This is a genomic window from Petrotoga mexicana DSM 14811 (genome assembly GCF_002895565.1).
In the GTDB taxonomy this organism is placed as follows: Bacteria; Thermotogota; Thermotogae; order Petrotogales; family Petrotogaceae; genus Petrotoga; species Petrotoga mexicana.
The window spans coordinates 43,394-60,128 of sequence record NZ_AZRN01000033.1; the positions used below are offsets into that span (position 1 = coordinate 43,394).

At 35.3% G+C, this 16,735-nt stretch carries 18 protein-coding genes and 3 tRNA genes; 15 read left to right on the plus strand and 6 right to left on the minus strand.

The window, feature by feature from the left end:
* The first annotated feature begins 74 nt into the window (after positions 1 to 74).
* The 15 genes from X927_RS07550 to pruA all read left to right on the plus strand — a co-directional run bounded on the left by X927_RS07550 (position 75) and on the right by pruA (position 13,117).
* Entirely contained in the window at positions 75 to 257 is a 183-nt protein-coding gene (locus X927_RS07550) for a ferredoxin (protein ID WP_103065168.1), read from the plus strand.
* Positions 258 to 431: 174 nt separating this feature from the next.
* On the plus strand, positions 432 to 1,253 hold the full coding sequence (gene minD, locus X927_RS07555; RefSeq protein WP_103077477.1) for a septum site-determining protein MinD: 822 nt from the start codon (positions 432 to 434) through the stop codon (positions 1,251 to 1,253).
* A 6-nt stretch (positions 1,254 to 1,259) separates the two neighbouring features.
* Positions 1,260 to 1,526, plus strand: coding sequence for a hypothetical protein (locus X927_RS07560; protein ID WP_103077478.1), 267 nt, complete (start codon positions 1,260 to 1,262; stop codon positions 1,524 to 1,526).
* Positions 1,527 to 1,546: 20 nt separating this feature from the next.
* The gene (locus X927_RS07565; protein ID WP_103077479.1) at positions 1,547 to 1,945 is read left to right on the plus strand and encodes a secondary thiamine-phosphate synthase enzyme YjbQ; all 399 of its coding nucleotides are present in this window, start codon (positions 1,547 to 1,549) and stop codon (positions 1,943 to 1,945) included.
* 334 nt (positions 1,946 to 2,279) lie between these two features.
* On the plus strand, positions 2,280 to 3,410 hold the full coding sequence (locus X927_RS07570) for an ABC transporter substrate-binding protein (RefSeq protein WP_103077480.1): 1,131 nt from the start codon (positions 2,280 to 2,282) through the stop codon (positions 3,408 to 3,410).
* A 74-nt stretch (positions 3,411 to 3,484) separates the two neighbouring features.
* Entirely contained in the window at positions 3,485 to 4,399 is a 915-nt protein-coding gene (locus X927_RS07575; RefSeq protein WP_103077481.1) for a branched-chain amino acid ABC transporter permease, read from the plus strand.
* Between the two features lie 2 nt (positions 4,400 to 4,401).
* The gene (locus tag X927_RS07580; RefSeq protein WP_103077482.1) at positions 4,402 to 5,475 is read left to right on the plus strand and encodes a branched-chain amino acid ABC transporter permease; all 1,074 of its coding nucleotides are present in this window, start codon (positions 4,402 to 4,404) and stop codon (positions 5,473 to 5,475) included.
* Between the two features lie 28 nt (positions 5,476 to 5,503).
* A complete protein-coding gene (locus X927_RS07585; protein WP_103077483.1) occupies positions 5,504 to 6,301 on the plus strand; it encodes an ABC transporter ATP-binding protein in 798 nt (265 codons plus the stop codon).
* Entirely contained in the window at positions 6,298 to 7,032 is a 735-nt protein-coding gene (locus X927_RS07590; RefSeq protein WP_103077484.1) for an ABC transporter ATP-binding protein, read from the plus strand. Before X927_RS07585 ends, X927_RS07590 begins: the two co-directional genes overlap by 4 nt.
* 127 nt (positions 7,033 to 7,159) lie before the next feature.
* Positions 7,160 to 7,792, plus strand: coding sequence for a hypothetical protein (locus tag X927_RS07595; RefSeq protein WP_103077485.1), 633 nt, complete (start codon positions 7,160 to 7,162; stop codon positions 7,790 to 7,792).
* Between the two features lie 267 nt (positions 7,793 to 8,059).
* On the plus strand, positions 8,060 to 8,368 hold the full coding sequence (locus tag X927_RS07600; RefSeq protein WP_103077486.1) for a (2Fe-2S)-binding protein: 309 nt from the start codon (positions 8,060 to 8,062) through the stop codon (positions 8,366 to 8,368).
* Complete coding sequence (locus X927_RS07605) at positions 8,361 to 10,004, plus strand: FAD-dependent oxidoreductase (protein ID WP_211287840.1); 1,644 nt, start codon at positions 8,361 to 8,363, stop codon at positions 10,002 to 10,004. The genes X927_RS07600 and X927_RS07605 overlap by 8 nt, the downstream gene beginning before the upstream one ends.
* On the plus strand, positions 9,997 to 10,284 hold the full coding sequence (locus X927_RS10280) for a (2Fe-2S)-binding protein (protein ID WP_211287841.1): 288 nt from the start codon (positions 9,997 to 9,999) through the stop codon (positions 10,282 to 10,284). Before X927_RS07605 ends, X927_RS10280 begins: the two co-directional genes overlap by 8 nt.
* A 32-nt stretch (positions 10,285 to 10,316) precedes the next feature.
* A complete protein-coding gene (locus X927_RS07610; protein ID WP_103077487.1) occupies positions 10,317 to 11,462 on the plus strand; it encodes an NAD(P)/FAD-dependent oxidoreductase in 1,146 nt (381 codons plus the stop codon).
* A gap of 50 nt (positions 11,463 to 11,512) precedes the next feature.
* Positions 11,513 to 13,117 (plus strand): L-glutamate gamma-semialdehyde dehydrogenase, encoded by a 1,605-nt coding sequence (gene pruA / locus X927_RS07615; protein ID WP_103077532.1) that lies wholly within the window; start codon positions 11,513 to 11,515, stop codon positions 13,115 to 13,117.
* A 52-nt stretch (positions 13,118 to 13,169) separates the two neighbouring features.
* On the opposite strand, the gene X927_RS07620 is transcribed toward pruA, so the two are convergent.
* From X927_RS07620 to X927_RS07645, 6 genes are all read right to left on the minus strand, one after another.
* Positions 13,170 to 13,244: transfer RNA gene (locus tag X927_RS07620), tRNA-Gly, on the minus strand.
* A gap of 10 nt (positions 13,245 to 13,254) precedes the next feature.
* Positions 13,255 to 13,342, minus strand: a tRNA-Leu gene (locus X927_RS07625).
* 17 nt (positions 13,343 to 13,359) lie between these two features.
* Positions 13,360 to 13,435, minus strand: a tRNA-Lys gene (locus X927_RS07630).
* A gap of 142 nt (positions 13,436 to 13,577) precedes the next feature.
* Positions 13,578 to 14,639 (minus strand): ABC transporter permease, encoded by a 1,062-nt coding sequence (locus X927_RS07635; protein ID WP_103077488.1) that lies wholly within the window; start codon positions 14,637 to 14,639, stop codon positions 13,578 to 13,580.
* Positions 14,629 to 15,771 (minus strand): ABC transporter permease, encoded by a 1,143-nt coding sequence (locus tag X927_RS07640; protein ID WP_103077489.1) that lies wholly within the window; start codon positions 15,769 to 15,771, stop codon positions 14,629 to 14,631. Before X927_RS07640 ends, X927_RS07635 begins: the two co-directional genes overlap by 11 nt.
* Positions 15,772 to 15,781: 10 nt before the next feature.
* The gene (locus X927_RS07645) at positions 15,782 to 16,708 is read right to left on the minus strand and encodes an ABC transporter ATP-binding protein (RefSeq protein ID WP_103077490.1); all 927 of its coding nucleotides are present in this window, start codon (positions 16,706 to 16,708) and stop codon (positions 15,782 to 15,784) included.
* Between the last annotated feature and the right edge of the window lie 27 nt (positions 16,709 to 16,735).

Below are 16,735 nucleotides of genomic sequence, written 5' to 3' on the forward strand. Positions count from 1 at the left end.
TCAAATGGTTTTAATTAGTAGTATATGTAACAGATAGAAAAAGAACTTTTTAAAAACTATTTGGAGGTGTAGCTATGAAGATAGTTATTGACAAAGAAGCTTGTATAGGAGACGCTATATGTGAAAGTTTATGCCCAGACGTATTCCAAATGGGAGATGACGGAAAGGCCGAAGTTATTGATGAACAAAGTGACGCACCATGTGTGCAAGATGCCATAGATGCTTGTCCAACTGAAGCCATAAGTATCGAAGAATAAACAGGCAACAAAAATAGTTTTTAAATTAATCGGGGATTTTTCCCCGATTTTTTATTTTTTAATCAATTTGTAGTATAATCTGTTTAGCCCTTAGAATATCTTAACTTTTTTAACTTATAAAAACTTCTATCTTATAATTAATAATGGGCAAAGTTTTCTAGTGGAGGGGTAGAGATGGAAAATGCAAAGGTGTTTGTTATTACCTCCGGAAAAGGAGGAGTTGGTAAAACTACTATCGTAGCTAATTTGGGGGCCACTTTAGCAAAAAAAGGTTACAATGTTTGCCTTATAGATGCAGATATTGGATTAAAAAATCTGGATTTGATTTTGGGTTTGGAAAACAGAGTAGTTTACACTATTATGGACGTTGTAAGTGGTAACAAAACCGTTATGGAAGCACTCGTAAAACACAAACAATTAAAAAATCTCTCTCTTCTGGCTTCTTCTCAAATCGCCAATAAAGATTTAATGTCTCCTCAAGATATGAACAATATAGTCTCTAAACTTTCCAAACATTTCCATTATATTATTATTGATTCTCCCGCCGGAATAGAAAGAGGATTCCAAAATGCTGTTTCATCTGCACAACACGCTATTGTTGTTACTACACCAGACCTGACTGCTATAAGCGACGCGGATAGAGTCGTAGGGTTGCTTGAAAATCAAGGTTATACAGACGACCACATTTCACTAATTGTGAATCGATTAAAATTGAGACTTGTTAGAAGAAACGAAATGCTTTCCGCTGATGATATTAAAGAAGCGTTAGCATTGAATTTAATTGGAATCATACCTGATAGTGAGGAAATTTTACTTTCTTCCAACGAAGGAGCTCCAATATCAACAAACCAGGAAGCTAAACTTTATTCGGTTTTCAATAATATAAGCGAGAGAATCTTAGGAAAAGATGTGCCGTTAGAAAAAGATTTGATAGATGTTGACCATGCCCCTCAAGGATTTATAGAATTCATCAAAAGAATATTCAGAAGAGGGTGAAGGTAAATGTGGCCTTTCAAAAGTAAAAAGAATAAAAGTCGGGAAACCGCAATAAAAAGAATGAACTCTTTCTTAAGCACCTCCGATCGAAAAAATGGAGCTAAGAGTCAAATGAGATTTGAAAACGTCAAACAAGAAGAGTTGGATTTCGTGATAAACTATATAAAAGATTATGCTGTTAAACATTTGGCAGTAAAAAAAGAAGATGTGAAAGTACACGTCTCCAAAGAAGGTAACTCTATCACCATTGTTGCTAATATAATTTACCAATAACAAAAAAGGAGTTGAAGATTATGACATACACTTATTCTTTAAAAACACATAATAGAGAAGAAATGATCGACATAACCAGCTATATTCAAGAGAGTGTCGAAAATTCAAAAATAGAAGAAGGTATTTTGATCGTATATGTCCCCCATACAACTGCCGCTGTAACAATCAACGAAAACGCAGATCCGTCTGTAAGAAAAGACATCACCAATTTTCTAAAAAATAAAATTCCTAAAAGTAAAGAATATTCTCATCTCGAAAGCAATGCTGACTCACATATAAAATCAACGCTTGTTGGACCATCTTTGACCTTAATTATTGAAAATGGAAAGCTTTTATTGGGAACCTGGCAAGGAATTTATTTCTGTGAGTTCGATGGCCCAAGAAATAGAAATTTTATTGTAAAAATAATCGAAGGTTAAAAGATTGAAGTTAATAATTCTCTATTACAACAAAAATTGACCAGAAATAATCTGGTCAATTTTTTTATCTACTTGCCAGTTGCTACGCGAATGAGAATTTGGAAAGTATTTTTAATACACTATAAATAAAACTTTTTGCACAAATCGGCAAAATAGTTGCATTATAAATTTATTTATTGTATAATTAAGAAAATTACTGATTAATTTCTTTTCTGTTAGGTAATTGATATATTCATATGAAATTTAGTTCACAGAAGATAAAGTCTATGAAAATTCTTTCTATACTTTATTAAGAAAAATAACATCTACACATATCATATGAGGAGGGATAAACATGAGAAAGACTTTTGTTATGGTGTTTTTGGTAATCCTTATGACCTTCACACTTTTTAGTCAAGAAGTTATCAAAATTGGTATGAACTTTGAACTAACCGGACCTGTCTCGGGTTATGGTCAAATGTCAAGAGATGGTGTATTGTTAGCCAACAAGTTGAAACCAACAGTCAACATCGGAGGTAAAGAAATCAAAGTAGAGGTCGTAGCTGTCGACAACAAATCAGACAAAGCAGAAGCTGCCAATGCGATAAGAAGACTAATAGATCACGAAAAAGTAGTAGCAGTTATTGGGCCTGCAACAAGTTCAGCAGCCTTAGCCGCAGCTTCAATAGCAGAAGAAAGACAAATACCCATGGTGGTTAATACCGCCACTAACCCTTTAGTCGCTCAAAACAAAAAGTATGTCTTCAGGACCTGCTTTGAGGATACCTTGCAAGGTGCTCTACTTGCAACATTTGCCTGGGAGGAGCTTGGAGCTAAAAACGTCGCCATAATGATTGATGTTGCACAAGATTACGTCGTGGGACTTGCCAATTATTTTGAAAAAGCTTTTGAACAGTTTGGAGGAACCTACTTCACTGAATTTTATACAACTGGTGACCAAGATTTCACGGCTCAACTTACCGACGCTCTTTCGAAAAATCCCGATGCTATTTTTATGCCAGGATACTATGCTGAGATAGCCTTAATCTGCAAACAAGCCAGAGATTTAGGTTTCACAGGTCCCATGTTCGCTGGGGATGGTGCGGACGCGCCTGAACTAATACAAATTGGTGGAGAATACGTAGAAGGAGTATCTTATACAACTTACTTCCACGAGGATGCAGATTTATCCCCTGCTACTAAACCTTTTGTAGAGGCCTATCAAAAAGAATACAACAGAAGAGCCGACGCATTTGGAGCTTTGGCGTACGATGCTTACATGGTAATAGTTAACGCTATTGAGTCTGCACAGTCTACAGATCCTGTAAAAATTAGAGACGCTCTAGCAAAAACTAAAAACTTTCCTGGTGTAGCTGGTACAATTACGTATCCTGAAGGTTCTGGAAACCCTATAAAACCGGCGGTAATCAACATGGTTGAAAATGGACAATTTGTTTTCCGTACCGTTATAAAACCCAGCATGTGATATTTAAAAATATTAAAGCCATCTCACAAAATGAGATGGCTACATTTTCTTGGATCCAGAAAGGGGGCTCATAATTGACTATCCAAATGTTCTTTCAACATCTAGCCAATGCCATCTCACTTGGTAGCATATATGCACTTATTGCCATAGGTTATACTATGGTTTATGGAATACTCAATTTAATAAACTTTGCTCATGGTGACATTTTTACTTTTAGCATGTATTTTGCTTTTTATGCAGTTACTCTCTTTTTATTTCCGTGGTGGGCAGCTTTTATTTTTGCTATTGTTTTAACAACTCTATTAGGCGCTACAATCGAACGAGTTGCCTACAGACCGTTAAGAAAAGCTAATGCCCCCAAGATCTCAGGATTAATCACAGCTATTGGTGTATCATTCTTCTTACAAAACTTCGCAATAGTTGTCTTTGGTGGAAGGGCAAAATCATTCAATCCACAATTAGGAGTTTACCCAACACAATTTGCACAAGTATTAACTTTTGGAGATGTAAGGATACCTTTATTAACCTTTATTATTATAGGTGCTTCTATTCTTGCACTTCTTGTATTGGTTTGGATAGTTTATAGAACAAAAGCCGGCATGGCGATGAGAGCTGTTTCCAAAGATGTTACTGCAGCAAAATTAATGGGCATAAACACTGATAGAACTATTTCTCAAACATTTATGTTAGGGTCCGCTTTAGCAGCAGTCGGGGGTATTCTTTGGGCTATGAAATACCCTCAAATCTATCCTTATACCGGCATGATCCCCGGTTTAAAGGCATTTATAGCTGCTGTTGTCGGAGGAATAGGAAGTATTCCAGGGGCTATGCTTGGAGGTTTTATTTTAGGGGTTGCAGAAATAATGATAGTCGCATTCTTACCTGCTTTGGCAGGATATAGAGACGCTATTGCTTATATTATTTTAATAATTATTCTTCTAGTAAAACCAAACGGGCTTCTCGGTGTTGAAATAGGGGAGAAGGTGTGAATATGGAAAAAACGCTATCTTTTAAGACCAAATTCTTTTTGACTATTTTTTTTATATTGGCAATCTTTCTATTGCTGTTGACAGCTAATAACAAAGCGAGTGATTATTTAATTTTGATATTGAATTTAATGGCAATTAATATAATATTCGCCGTAAGTTTAACCTTTATTAACGGTATTACAGGTATCTTTTCGTTAGGACATGTTGGATTCATTGCAATTGGGGCATATGTATCGTCCATTTTAACACTTTCTCCTGCTCAAAAAGAAATAAGTTTTTTGATAAAACCTTTAATATACCCTTTAAATGTTATCCAAATCCCTTTCCTACCTGCAATTATAATTGCGGGACTAGTAGCCGCAGCGTTTGGATATTTAGTTGCTGCCCCATCTCTTCGTTTAATAGGAGATTATTTAGCCATTGCAACTCTTGGATTAGGTGAAGTAGTGAGAGTTATCGCAAATAATACATGGTCTATCACAAATGGAGCTTTGGGCTTAAAAAGCATCCCACAATATTCTAACCTTTGGTGGACATGGGGGTTTGCTTTAATAACGGTAGTCTTCATTTCTAGTTTAGTTAAAAGTAGTTATGGAAGAGCTTTAAAGGCAATCAGGGAAGATCCAGTTGCTGCTAAATCTATGGGAATTAATGTTTTTTCTCATCAAGTAGTCACTTTTGTAATTGGTTCTTTTTTTGCAGGAGTTGGTGGAGCATTGTGGGCACACCTAATTACCACTATCGATCCTAAATCTTTCATGTTTCAAAAAACCTTTGAAATATTGATAATGGTGGTCATCGGTGGACTTGGGAGTATTAGTGGAGCCATAATCGGAGCTTCACTTTATACGGTAGGATTAGAGTTCCTAAGGGTTTTAGAAGAGCCTATATCGATCGGTCCTATCTACATACCAGGCATCCCGGGAATGAGAATGGTGGTTTTATCTCTCATTCTCATAATTATAATGCTATTTTGGAGAAGAGGCATAATGGGAAGAAATGAAATAACATGGGATGGCATTTATAAACTGATAACAAAATTAAAAAATAAAAGTAGTATGAGAGAGGATGAATGACTTAGAAAAATCCCCAAGGAGGCTTCCAATGAGTAATACAAACAATAACGAATATATCTTAGAATTTGAGAATGTAACCAAAAAATTTGGAGGTTTAATAGCTGTTAACAATTTCAATGGCTATTTAAAAAATGGCGAGTTACTTGGTTTAATAGGTCCCAATGGGGCGGGGAAAACCACTCTTTTCAATTTGATTACCGGTATATACACTCCAGACATTGGAAAAATTTTATTTAAGAAACAAAAAATAAATTCTAAAAAACCTCACGAAATAACTCAGTTGGGAATTGCTAGAACTTTCCAAAATATTCGTTTGTTTAAAGATATGACAGTTTTAGAAAATGTTTTAGTTTCTCAGCATTTGAAATTGAAGAGTTGGATTTGGCTTTTTAAAAGTGTTTTAAAGACTCCTGACGTTTTAAAAGTAGAAAAAGAAATGCAAAACGAAGCCTGGGATCTTCTAGAAGAAGTCGGGTTGTCTATTTACGCTAATGACAAAGCAAACTCTCTTCCATATGGATTACAAAGAAAGTTAGAAATCGCAAGAGCACTTGCCACCGGAGCAAAACTACTTCTGTTAGACGAGCCCGCAGCAGGAATGAACCCTCATGAAACGAGTGAATTGATGGAGTTTATAAAACATATAAGACAGGAATATAAGTTATCTATTCTCATTATAGAACACGATATGAAAGTTATCATGGGAATTTGTGAGCGTATATATGTATTGGATTATGGGAAAAAAATCGCTGAAGGTAGTCCGGAGGAGATTCAAAAAGATCCTTTGGTAATAAAAGCCTATTTAGGTGAGGAGTTGGCAATATGAACGGTGAAAATTCAAACATAATTCTTAAAATATCAGATATGCACGTTCACTATGGTGGTATACATGCAGTAAAAGGGATAGATATGGAAATCAAAAAGAATGAAATCACAACCTTGATTGGATCAAATGGAGCCGGAAAAACTACAACCTTGAACGGGATAATGAATGTAGTTAAAAAAAGCGGTGGAACGGTGCTTTTTGATAATGTTGATATTACAAGCATAGAAACACATAAAATAGTAGAAAAGGGAGTAGTTCTAGTTCCTGAAGGTAGACGTATATTCCCTAATCTAACGGTTTTAGAAAACCTCCGATTGGGTTCGTATTCTCGCAAAGACTCTGAAAAAATAAACGAAGATTTCGATTGGGTACTTACACTTTTCCCACGATTAAAGGAAAGACTTAAACAACTTGGAGGCACACTATCTGGAGGAGAACAACAAATGTTGGCGGTTGCAAGAGGACTAATGTCAAGACCAAAGGTTCTAATGCTTGATGAACCTTCTCTTGGACTAGCTCCGATTCTAGTCAAAGAGGTTTTAGAAACTATAGAAAAAATATGTGAAGAGGGAGTAACCATATTGCTTGTAGAACAAAACGCCGTTGGTGCATTAAAAATCGCTCATTATGGTTATGTCTTAGAAACAGGCAAAATTGTTCTCGAAGGACCTGCAGAAGATCTCTTAGAAAACGATGAAGTTAGGAAAACTTATCTAGGAGTGACGGTTTAAAACTTTGAAACTACCACCATGTTTTTTTTAAGTTTCTTCTAAGCTTCCATTAAGTGAACATTAAGCATATTGTTTTATTATTTTGATGTATCAAAAATATAAAACATTACTTAGTGGAGGTGTTAGTATGAAAAAAGTTTTTCTGTCTTTCTTTATAGGTATTCTTTTAGTCGGATCGTTATTTGCGCAAGTAGGACCAACTGGTGGGGCTCCAATGTCCCAGGTACAAAATCAGGATCCTGACAACCAGATGTTTCAAGTTCAAGAAAGATTGCAAGAAAGAGTATTATCTCAAGATGTTTCACCAGTATCCGTTACAGGAACTGTCAAAACCATAGTGGATGACGATGTCTCTTTAACCTTGAGTGTTGAAGTAGACTCTGAAATTTACTCAGTAAGAGTACCCAAGAATCTTTTGGATGATGTAAAAGCCGGCGAAAGTATTGAACTAACAGGATACAAGGTAGTAATAAACGACATCAAAAACTTTGTACCTTTAGAGATCAAATATCAAGATAGAACAGTGAATATGCAGAGATACATGGAAAATGTTCGATCTCAAAATTTTGAAGAAAGATATCAAGGAAATTTCCAACAAAACCAAGATTATCAAAGATATAAAGACTACCAAAATTACCAAGATTTCAAAAGATATCAACAGTATAAGGATTATCAAGACTACCAAGATTTTCAAAGATACCAAAATAACCAAAGATTCAACCAAGAAAGATATCAAGATTGTCCTTATTACAACGACTAATTCAAAGTAAAGACGATGAGAAGAGGCCTAAAGGCCTCTTTTTTTTTATATAAAGAAATAATTAACTTTATAATATTTTTCAAAAATTGAAAAAAACTTCAATATTTGGCTTTAATCGTCCCTAATCATGAAATTTTTTTCATAATCGCCTATAATCGACTTTTTTTAAAAATGAAAATTGTGATTCAATTAATAGTAGAAGTATAGTACTTGTAGGGTAGGCTGCGGGGCGAAGGTAGCATATAATTTATTTAAGAAGGAGAAAAAATGAGAATACAAAATCATCCTATACTAAGTTTTAATAGAGGAAACCAAATAAAATTCTATTACAACGGTAAAGAATTGATAGGTTACGAAGGAGAAACCATTGCGGCAGCTTTGTATGCAAACGGCGTTTTTAAATTCAGTGAAAGTAAGAAATTACACAGGCCAAGGGGAATTTTTTGTGCTATTGGACATTGTTCCTCTTGTTTGATGACAGTTGATGGGGTTCCAAACGTAAGAACGTGCATAACTCCTCTAAAAGATGGAATGAGAATAGAATCAGAAAATATTGGAGTTGAGATAAATGAGTAAAATCCAAAACCTTGAATTATTGGTCGTAGGGGGAGGCCCTGCGGGACTTTCAGCTGCACTTGCTGCTGCTAATTATGGAATTAAAGTATCTTTATCAGAAGAAAGAGAATTTTTAGGTGGACAACTAATAAAACAAACCCATAGATTTTTCGGTTCAGAAAAGGAATACGCAGGCACAAGGGGAATAGATATACTCAAGAAGCTAATCGATGAAGTTAACAAGAATAACAACATAGAAGTGCTATTGTCTTCTAGGGTGTTGGGAATCTATGAAGATAACATTGTAACTATATTAAACGATCATAAAATGAAAAAATATTATCCTCAGAGTATTATTTTTGCAACGGGGGCATCAGAAAAATTTTTAGCTTTTGAGAATAACGACCTTCCTGGCATTTTTGGTGCCGGAGCAGTTCAGACTTTGATGAATGTTTATGGCGTATTACCAGCTACGAATGTCTTAATGATTGGTTCGGGAAATATTGGGTTGATAGTTTCTTACCAGTTACTACAAGCTGGTGTAAAAGTAGCTGCAATAGTTGAAGCAGCGCCAAAAATAGGTGGATACTCTGTTCATGCATCAAAACTCAGAAGGTTGGGCGTACCTATTTTAACATCCCATACCATAAAAAAAGCCATTGGAAAAGAAAAGGTTGAAGGAGCGGTAATATGTGAACTCGACAGCAATTGGAATGAAGTAAAAGGTACTGAGCAACTTATCAAATGCGATGCAATCTGTTTATCGGTAGGATTAACCCCGTTGGTTGACCTGTTAAAACAAAGGAAAGTGAAAACCACTTATGTTTCAGAACTGGGCGGCTACGTTCCCTTAAGAGATGAAAATATGGAAACGTCAATTAAAAATTTATTTGTCGCAGGGGATGTTTCAGGGATAGAAGAAGCAACAGCAGCTATGATTGAAGGCCAAATTGCCGGTTTATCCGTTGCCAAAAGAATCGGAAAAAACAGCAAAGACGAAATTGAAGAAAGAATAGAAGAGGCTAAAAATGAATTAGAATTGCTAAGATCTGGACCTGTAGGCAAGAAAATTAGGAAAGGATTATCTAAATTAGGTTTGAATCACGGGAAAAATTATAACGAAAAATTTTCAGAAGAAGCACTCGATATCTCTCATTTGATGAAAACTGGGGTACCTTCGGAAGAAAACTTAAAAAACAAGTTACCATCAGAAGAAAAGGTCTTTGACAAAGGTCCTATAGCCATATCAGAGTGCTTTCAAAGATTCCCTTGCGACCCCTGCGTAAAAAGCTGCCTTTTCAACGCCATATCTGAAAATGCTAACATCAACAACATTCCCTACGTTGACTTTGAAAAATGCACCGGATGTGGCATATGTGTTAGCAAATGTCCAGGACTGGCAATGTTTGTAATTCATAAAAATTTCAGTGAAACAACCTCGGTTGTAATCATGCCTTACGAATTTCTTCCAAGACCCCATAAAGGAGAAATTGTAAAGGTATTTGATAGAGAGGGAAAATACTTATGTGATGGCAAAGTAATAAGAATATTGGATGGAAAATTTCAAGACAAAACAGCCGCAGTGAGTATAGAAATTCCAAAAGAATACTATTTGCAAGCTAGGAATTTTAAAGTGGAGGAAGGAAATCATGGATGAAAACAAGGTAATAATTTGTAGATGTGAAGATGTAACTTTAAAAGAAATAAGGGATGCCATAAGAGAAGGGTTCACCACCGTTGAAGAAATAAAGAGGGTAACAAGAAGCGGGATGGGACCTTGCCAAGGTAAAACCTGTGGTTTATTGATCGCAAAAGAAATTTCACAGATGACGGGCAAACCGATGGAAGAAATAGAACTACAAAGCATCAGACCTCCCTACGGAGGAATAACCTTTGAAGAAGTAACAAAAGGAACCGTAATGGAGAATGATAAATAAACTCTAATAAAATTAGTTAGCAGGTGAAAAACATGAAAAATAAAGCAAATGTTGTGATAATAGGAGGAGGGGTCGTAGGTTGTTCCATTGCCTATAACCTTGCCAAAAAAGGTGTTAAAGATGTAGTTTTACTTGAAAAATCCTATCTTTCAAGCGGAGCAACTGGTAGATGCGGTGCAGGAGTTAGGCAACAATGGGGCACCAAACAAAACTGTCTTCTGGCAAGTGAAAGTATGCATATTTTTGAACACTTTGAAGATATTCTTCAAATAAAAAGAGACATAGAATTAAAGCAAAAAGGTTACTTGTTACTGGCATACTCTGACAAAGAATTAGAACAATTTAAAAAAAATATCGTAGTTCAACACAGTTTAAATATTCCTTCTATTCTTTTAACTCCTAAAGAAGCTAAAGAAATCGTCTCCGACTTAAACATAGAAAAATTGGTAGGAGCCGCCTACTGTGCTAAAGATGGGCATGCCAACCCTTTTCAAGTGACTTTGGGTTACGCAGAAGCTGCACAAAGATTAGGTGTGGAAATAAACAAATTTACCGAAGTCAAAGACATAATAACTAAAAACAACACAGCGCTAGGTGTACAAACAAACAAAGGTTTTATAGAATGTAAAAAGGTAGTTGTAGCTGCAGGAGGTTGGACACAAAATATAGTTAAAATGGCTGGATTAGATCTGCCAATTTACTCTGAAAGACACGAAATATTGGTCACAGAATCTGTTAAAAATGTACTGGATCCAATGTTAATGTCCTTCTCCTACAATATTTACTGTCAACAAGAACCCAATGGAAGCTTCATCATGGGATATGGACCTGAGAACGAGCCCCCTAGTTACAACATGGAAAGTTCATGGGAGTTCCTTGAAACTATGTCGAAAAAGGCAACGTGGTTGCTGCCTCCTCTCAAAAATATTCGTGTCATTAGGCAATGGGCTGGCTTATACAACATCTCACCAGATAGACAACCAATAGTATCACAGATTAACCAGCTAGAAGGCCTCTATGTAGCTTGTGGATTCAGTGGACATGGTTTCATGCTTGCACCAGCCGTTGGGATTCTAATGGCAGATATAGTTACAGGTGATCAATTAACTTACAATGTAATTTTAGATTTAGAAAGATTCAATAGGGGAGAAATCATTGAAGAACCCTCAGTTGTATAAAACTTAAAAAGGAGGAATCAACTTTGAACAACTCGATACCTATTTTCGAAATGCCTGAAAACGAGCCAATTTTAAATTATGGGCCAGGGAGCAAGGAAAAGAAAGAATTAAAGGAAAAACTTTCTGAACTGAAAGGTGAGAAAATCGAAATCCCTCTTATAATTGGTGGGAAAGAAGTAAGAACAGGCGATCTTGGAAAATGTGTTATGCCTCACGATCACAGCCATGTATTGGCAGAATACCACAAAGCTGATGAAAAAGAAATTGCAATGGCAATAGAAAGTTCTTTAGAGGCAAAGAAAGTTTGGGATAAATTTTCATGGGTTGATAGACTATCCATTTTCAAAAAAGCAGCTGAACTGTTATCCACGAATTGGAGGTCAACATTAAATGCAGCAACCATGCTCGGTCAAAGCAAAAACGTTTTTCAAGCAGAAATCGATTCAGCTTGCGAATTGATAGACTTTTTAAGATTCAACTCATACTATGCAACAAAGATATACATGGATCAACCAAAATCTATCAAAGGTGTATGGAATAGATTAGAGTATAGGCCTTTAGAAGGATTCGTTTTCGCAGTTACTCCATTTAATTTCGCTTCTATAGCAGGAAACCTACCCACGGCACCTGCTATCATGGGAAATACGGTTTTGTGGAAACCTGCTTCTTCAGCTGTATATTCTGCATACTTCTTCATGAAATTACTACAAGAAGCCGGATTACCCGATGGAGTAATAAATTTCATACCTGGTTCAGGATCCAAAATTGGAAGTATAGTTTTTAAAGATCCTAACTTTACTGGATTACATTTCACCGGTTCAGCTCCAACTTTTCAAAATATGTGGGAAACAATCGGCAAGAACATAAGAAATTATAAAACTTACCCAAGAATAGTTGGAGAAACAGGTGGAAAGGACTTTGTGATTGCACACGAAAGTAGTGAAATAGAATCACTGGTAACAGCGCTAATTAGGGGAGCATTTGAATATCAAGGTCAAAAATGTTCGGCTGTCTCAAGAGCTTATATACCTGACAACATCTGGCCGAAGGTAAAAGAAAATTTGATCGAAAATTTGAAAGAAATTAAAATCGGCTCTCCAGAAAATTTCACCAACTTTATGAATGCTGTAATTGACAAAGAGGCTTTTGATAAGATAAAAAGTTACATAGATTTTGCAAAGGAAAGTAATGAAGCAGAAATAATCTATGGTGGAAAGTGCGATGATTCTATTGGATATTTTATTGAGCCGACTGTAATACTAACGACTAATCCAAAGTTTAAAACTATGGTAGAAGAAATATTCGGCCCTGTTTTAACCATCTACGTTTACGATGCAAAAGAGTTTGACAGTGTATTGAAATTATGTGATGAAACTTCACCCTACGGTTTGACTGGAGCGATCTTCGCTCAAGATAGAAAGGCTATTAAAAAGGCAGAGGAAGTACTCGTTAACGCTGCCGGAAACTTCTACATCAACGATAAACCTACTGGTGCTGTGGTGGCTCAACAACCGTTTGGTGGTGCAAGAGCTTCAGGAACAAACGACAAAGCTGGAAGCGTTATAAACCTTTTAAGATGGGTTTCCGCCAGAGCGGTTAAAGAAAATTTCGTTCCACCAAAAGATTTCAAATATCCATTCATGAACGAAGAATGAAGAAAGCCTCACGGCAAGTAAGTAAAATGTCCCCACCAGGGGACTTTTTTATTGGAGCGGATAATGGGATTCGAACCCACGACCCCTTGCTTGGCAAGCAAGTGCTCTACCGCTGAGCTATATCCGCAATATTTGGCTGGTGCGCGAGGTGGGACTTGAACCCACACGGATTATTAATCCACAGGATTCTAAGTCCTGCGCGTCTGCCAGTTCCGCCACTCGCGCTAATAACTATAAAAAAATGGTGACCCGCCTGGGATTCGAACCCAGGACCCTTTGATTAAAAGTCAAATGCTCTACCAGCTGAGCTAGCGGGTCACTTAGTAGTTACATATATCAAAAATCTTTTTTTGCAACCGTTGAATATTATAACCGTTCATAACACTTTTGTCAAGTCTAAAGTTAAAACAACAAGTAAAATTGAGTTTAATATTCATTGTTTTTTTTAACTTTTTTTCAATTATTTCTCTTCTTTCAAAAAAACCTCAGACGAGACAAACAATAGAAAAAGCCCTCCTACAAACAAAACCAAATTAATTATTACAAAGTCGTTTAAGCTAATTTGTTTGATATTTCCTGTGTACCTTATTAAATCCACCACATACTTAACCGGTAAAATATTACTTACCCATCTAACAGATGAAGGCAAAAATTCAACAGGGAAATATACCCCTGAAAAGAAAGTCATTGCAACATAAAGGATAGAAGCAATTTCTATCGTTACCGAAGGTTCTTTGAACAACAATAAAAGTAATATCCCAAATCCCATCATCCCTATAGATGAAGTAAAAAACACTATAACAAGCAGTCCCCAGTTGAATGTCAAACTCAAATCAAATATTATTTTACCCAAAAAAACTATAATAAACATGGATATGAGATTCAAAAAAAGCTTAGTGGATGAAGCCGATAAAGTAAATTCTATCGGTTTCATTGGTGAGGCTTTAAGTCTTTTAATTGTGCCTAGTTTTCGATATCTTCCAAATACATTTATCATTGAAAACATTCCACCTGATAAAAGCGATAATCCTATAACACCTGTCAAAATAAAATCCAAAGAATTTTCTTGACTTTCTCCTATGGGGGTTTCAACAAATTCCACGTTTATATAATCTTCATTCATACCTATAAAATACTTTTTCAAAAAACTTTCCAATTTTAACTTTAAAAATATATTGCTCTGATTATTTATGTCTGTTCCTTTTTGAACAAAGGTTATTTGATTATTCTCAACTATAATTATTCCCATATCGATTTGATCGCTTTCTAAAGCTTGGCTTAAAGAGTTTTTGTCTTCAAAAATTAACACTTGATAAGGAAGAGCTTCTACAATTTCCTCTTCAAAGTTACCAGCGATTCCCAATTTATACTCAACACTTTGGTCAGTCTCTGTACCAAAAATAATCCCAAAAAGAAACATCAATAGAACGGGTAGAAGAAGAGTAAAGAACACTTCGAAACCATTTCTAAAGGTTTCTTTATAAAATATACTCACTAAAGAAAATATGCGTTTATTTTTCACAATAAACCATCCCCTTATAACTCATTGAAAAGATTGAGATAGATGCCACCATCCAGATAACAGGGACGATTATATTAACAGGGACAAGAACATTACCAGTCATCAACTTCCTCATCCCATCTACTAAATAAGTAACAGGGTTAAAATAAACGTACCATCTTATAAACCAAGGTGTATTAGTCACCTCAAAATAGAATCCACTTAAAAAAATGGTCGCTTGATATATGACCTGAGAAATTGCTTCGGCGGATCCCATATTCTTATACAAAGAAGAAAGAAGAAGGCCGACACTCAGTATCACGAGGATTGAAAAACCACTGTAAGCTATAAACTCTGGGTTATATATATCCGGACTAACATCAAAAAGGTAAGCCTCAATGTATAAAACGATCAAAGAAAGTAACAGTAGGATGAGATGTGAAAGTAAAAAGCTAAAAAAGTATTCATTCCCCCTTATAGGAGTGGAGTTTAGCCTTTTAAAAACACCTTTTTCAACGTAATATGAAAAATCAAAAGGCATATTAAATACAGCTACAGTCAAAACAGACATCAAAATAATGGCAGGAAATAGAAAATCTCTGTATCTATACGGTTCTGATTGTTTTATACCTATAATCTCTTCATTAACCGTTAATTTTACTTCTTCCCCTCTTGTATACATCATTATATTCATTTCATTCAAAAATACTTCAAAAATGTCTTTTGCATACATAGAAGCACTATCGTTGGTATAATAAACTTTTATATCAGGAACCTCAATGGTTTCGATCAAAAATTTCAGATTCAGCAAATTAAAGTTTTCAGGGAATACTACAAAAACATTTATCTCGGAATCTTTTAAGTTCTGAAGTCCTTTTTCGAAAGAATCATACTCCTCTACTTTAAAAGGGATATGATTTGATTCAGACGGAGAAAAGACATCATCGAATGTAGTTTTTATTACTCCCTGTAAAGGCTCTTCGTAATATATTCCAACCTTCAAATCTAAATTTTCTGAGGTGCCAATATTTTCAAAGATACTCACGAATAAAATGAAAAATAACGTGGGAAATATTATAGTCCAAAAGGGAACAGCAAATTCTCTTGAAGAATCAATAAAAAATGTCTTTGTGAGATTTATAATTTTTTTCATAATATCTCACCTAATCCCTTAAGCTTTTTCCGGTTAAATGGAGAAAAACGTCCTCTAAGTTAGGCTTTCTAATAACAATATTCGATATATCAAATTTCTTTATTTTTGCATCCTCAAATATTCTTACAAGAGTACTCTCTACATCTTTTGTTTCTATGGTATAAAAATTTTCGTTTTTGGTGACTTGAAAATTTGAATCTTTGAAAAGTTCTTCTTTTATCTCATCAAAGTTCCCGTTAGAATTAATTTCAAAGGTGATTATGGAGTCCATTTTCAATGAATGTATTAGCTCTTTAAGTGTTCCATGGGCTATTACCCGACCTTGATCAAAAATGTAGATTCTATCAGCCAAAAATTCAGCTTCTTCCATATAATGGGTAGTTAGTATTATGGTCTTGCCTAAATTTCTTAAGTCCGATATTTTTTCCCATGTACTTCTTCTTGCTTGAGGATCTAACCCTGTAGTTGGCTCATCAAGAAACAACAACACAGGATCATTAATTACCGCTGTAGCTAACGCTAATCTTTGTAATTGTCCACCTGAAAGTTTTGATACTTTACTATTCTTTTTTTCTTCAAGATTAAACTCCTTCAAAATCTTATTTACATCAAGACGATTTTTGTATAACCCCGAGAATGCCTTAAGGGTTTCCAAAACCTTTAAATTTGGGAAAAAATTAGTATCTTGTAATTGAATGCCTATTCTTTCTTTAATATTAGAATCTACGTTTTCTATCTTTTTTCCAAAATAGTAAATTTCTCCCGCGTCTTTTTTTCTCAATCCTTCGATTATTTCAAGTGTTGTTGTTTTCCCAGCACCGTTTGGACCTAAAATAGCAACGATCTCGCCTTTTTTTACATCAAAAGAAACACCGTCAACCGCTTTTATACTCTTATAATACTTCTTCAAATTCTTCACTTCAATAATACTCTCCATCACAAACATCCCCCCTGTAAGGTTTAA

Bases quoted from the DNA above. Each gene is read 5' to 3' on its own strand.
- X927_RS07550 (WP_103065168.1), top strand. From the start codon at position 75: ATGAAGATAGTTATTGACAAAGAAGCTTGTATAGGAGACGCTATATGT.
- minD (WP_103077477.1), top strand. From the start codon at position 432: ATGGAAAATGCAAAGGTGTTTGTTATTACCTCCGGAAAAGGAGGAGTT.
- X927_RS07560 (WP_103077478.1), top strand. From the start codon at position 1,260: ATGTGGCCTTTCAAAAGTAAAAAGAATAAAAGTCGGGAAACCGCAATA.
- X927_RS07565 (WP_103077479.1), top strand. From the start codon at position 1,547: ATGACATACACTTATTCTTTAAAAACACATAATAGAGAAGAAATGATC.
- X927_RS07570 (WP_103077480.1), top strand. From the start codon at position 2,280: ATGAGAAAGACTTTTGTTATGGTGTTTTTGGTAATCCTTATGACCTTC.
- X927_RS07580 (WP_103077482.1), top strand. From the start codon at position 4,402: ATGGAAAAAACGCTATCTTTTAAGACCAAATTCTTTTTGACTATTTTT.
- X927_RS07585 (WP_103077483.1), top strand. From the start codon at position 5,504: ATGAGTAATACAAACAATAACGAATATATCTTAGAATTTGAGAATGTA.
- X927_RS07590 (WP_103077484.1), top strand. From the start codon at position 6,298: ATGAACGGTGAAAATTCAAACATAATTCTTAAAATATCAGATATGCAC.
- X927_RS07595 (WP_103077485.1), top strand. From the start codon at position 7,160: ATGAAAAAAGTTTTTCTGTCTTTCTTTATAGGTATTCTTTTAGTCGGA.
- X927_RS07600 (WP_103077486.1), top strand. From the start codon at position 8,060: ATGAGAATACAAAATCATCCTATACTAAGTTTTAATAGAGGAAACCAA.
- X927_RS07605 (WP_211287840.1), top strand. From the start codon at position 8,361: ATGAGTAAAATCCAAAACCTTGAATTATTGGTCGTAGGGGGAGGCCCT.
- X927_RS10280 (WP_211287841.1), top strand. From the start codon at position 9,997: ATGGATGAAAACAAGGTAATAATTTGTAGATGTGAAGATGTAACTTTA.
- X927_RS07610 (WP_103077487.1), top strand. From the start codon at position 10,317: ATGAAAAATAAAGCAAATGTTGTGATAATAGGAGGAGGGGTCGTAGGT.
- pruA (WP_103077532.1), top strand. From the start codon at position 11,513: ATGCCTGAAAACGAGCCAATTTTAAATTATGGGCCAGGGAGCAAGGAA.
- X927_RS07640 (WP_103077489.1), bottom strand. From the start codon at position 15,771: ATGAAAAAAATTATAAATCTCACAAAGACATTTTTTATTGATTCTTCA.
- X927_RS07645 (WP_103077490.1), bottom strand. From the start codon at position 16,708: ATGGAGAGTATTATTGAAGTGAAGAATTTGAAGAAGTATTATAAGAGT.